Raw genomic sequence first — 2390 nt, forward strand, 5'->3', positions numbered from 1 at the left:
TTTGAGTTCGGCGGTGCGTTGGCAACCCCTTAGCCGGGCGTTATACCAATTTGGAGAAATAATGAGTACAACGGATTACGGTGCAATTAGCATCGATACATCAATATTTGATGGAAATGGGTTACGTATAGAGTCTGGGTTATTTAAAAAGCTAGAGCAATTTAAGCCTAGTGAGGTACAGGTAGTCCTATCTGATATCGTTTATCAAGAAGTTGAATCACATTTAAAGAAAAAGATCAGTGATACACGGTCTGCTCTAGAAAAGTCTCTAAAAAATACAGTAGTACATTTAAATGTAGGGGAATCGATAGTTAGTGATGCTAAAGGAATGCTATTAGCAGAATCTGTCGAGGATATTACAACAGCGCGGTTGCAAGACTTTGTAGATAGTACGGGGTTGCTAGTTATTAATTCCGAGGATCATCTTGATGTTAAGTCATTGATTAGTGCTTATTTTGATAACGAGCCTCCTTTTGCTCAAAGTGGTAATAAAAAAAGCGAGTTTCCTGATGCTATAGCTTTGATGACATTAGAAGCTTGGGCTGAACATAATGGTACTAAAGTTATCGCAGTTACAACTGATAACGATTGGTTAAAATATGCAGAGAACTCGGAATGGATTGATTGCACACAAGACTTTGCAGAAGCACTTTCGATATTCCAACCACAGACGGCTCCATATACATTTTTTGCTTCATTAGCAAAAACATTAGTGCCTGGCAGTTCGAGTCCATTTTACTCCTTGGTTGAAGAGCATGCGGCAGATTACACAAACGAATTAGATCCGTATGCAGATGCTACATCCGGATTTTATTGGGAGCAGAACGATATGGTTGAAGTATCGTTCAATAGTATGGAGTTTTTATCCGATGGGTCATCCCCAATTTTACAATTAGTCGAGGTTGACTCTGAGCAAGTAGTGGTTCAGGCAATAGTAAGTATCGAAGCGGATGCATCTTGTTCGTTTTCACTATCAGTACATGATTCTATTGATAAAGACTATGTATTTTTGGACTCAAGTTCAGCAAGTACCTCGTTTGATTTTCAAACCGAGGTTCTGATAACGTTTTCGGGCGATTTTACTGATTGCGAAGACTTTTCTTCAATAGAAATTACTGATGTTGAATTCATTTCTTCTCCATCAAGTGTTGATTTTGGTGATCTAGAGCCCGACTTTTGGGGTGACTAAATTGGTATAACAAACTGTTTAAGAGTGATTCGCAACGCGTGGCATTTTTTACTATGCGTTGCGTTTGGTGTTTAAGGCGGCATGCGGAAGCTTCGGTATTGCGTTGCTCACACCTTAACAGAGCGTTATGTTTCTAGTTGCACATTATCTAAAATTCAATAGAATATCGTTCTTTAAATTGTTGATAAGTTAATATGTTAAATCGTTATTTATTTGCAGCGTTGGTTCTTATTGCTCTGTGCGTTCTATCACTAATCGCTTGGCTATCTACTGGCACTGGTTTTTTCGTTGGAAGTCTTGTGCCTGAACTAATGGGTGTTTGTATTGAGTTACTTATTATCCTATTTGTTTTTGATGTATGGCAAAAAGCTGATGAGCAAAAAAAGAAGATAAAAGTTGAGCGCCGACTAAGAGAATTTTTGATCTTTTTCTTAAAACATTCATTTTCTACTTTCCCACCTTCCTGTCAGCCCGGTAGATTCTACGGTAGTGATCATGAACAAAATCAAAAGGCGTTAAGTAACCTAATTGAGCACATAGAGCAGAATGGTTTGGATGAAGCAGTAGTATTATCAGTACAATCATACTGTTTGAAGGAAAGGGAGATTTTCAATAACCTCATCCCTGTATCTTCAGATTTAGAAAATGATCATTTTAAGTCTTGGGTTAGAATTGCATACTTCATGAATGCCATCGTAACTAATAGTGAGAAAACTAGCTACTCAGTTATTAAGATCCTGCAAAACATACAGAGGTTTGACAAAGTTTCTCACGACAAAAACCTCTATGTTGGTGCAGAAAAAGAGTATTAAAGAAATAGAAACATAACAAACAATTCAAGTGGATTCTCAACGCGTGGCAGTTTTACTATGCGTTGAGTAAAGTGTTTTACGGTGCAATGCGGCGGCTTGGTCAGTGCGTTGTTCACCACTTAATTGGGCGTTAAATTACAAAGGAGGCTTTATGTCATTTTCAGATATGATGAAAGACAAAATACAGGTATTAAAGTCAGACGGAACGACTAGCTCAGTAATGAATGCGAGTGTCCAAAGTAAAGGCATTTACTTAATGCGTTCTGATTTTCTGATCGAACCTCATGACTTGATTCAACGTGTCATGTCTAACGGTGGGACGGAAACATTTAAAGTTATTGATCCCGGTTTTCATGAGGGGATGGGAAGACAGGGAAACCGCATGAAAG

At 38.2% G+C, this 2390-nt stretch carries 2 protein-coding genes and 1 pseudogene; all 3 read left to right on the forward strand.

What is annotated here, in order from left to right; translation table 11 throughout:
* The coding region (locus PL85_RS17005) for a PIN domain-containing protein (RefSeq protein WP_215809360.1) at window positions 1-1189 on the forward strand (1189 nt) is incomplete at its 5' end.
* Window positions 1190-1383: 194 nt separating this feature from the next.
* Window positions 1384-2001 carry a hypothetical protein gene (locus tag PL85_RS17015; protein ID WP_199868329.1) on the forward strand — a complete coding sequence of 206 codons (618 nt, stop codon included), beginning with the start codon at window positions 1384-1386 and terminating at the stop codon, window positions 1999-2001.
* Window positions 2002-2152: 151 nt separating this feature from the next.
* Window positions 2153-2390: pseudogene (locus PL85_RS17020) on the forward strand (hypothetical protein); the annotation flags it as partial.

It is taken from the genome of Vibrio anguillarum (assembly GCF_001989995.2).
Classification (GTDB): Bacteria; Pseudomonadota; Gammaproteobacteria; order Enterobacterales; family Vibrionaceae; genus Vibrio; species Vibrio anguillarum.

Coding starts and splice junctions, on each gene's coding strand:
- PL85_RS17015 (WP_199868329.1), top strand. CDS start 1,384: ATGTTAAATCGTTATTTATTTGCAGCGTTGGTTCTTATTGCTCTGTGC.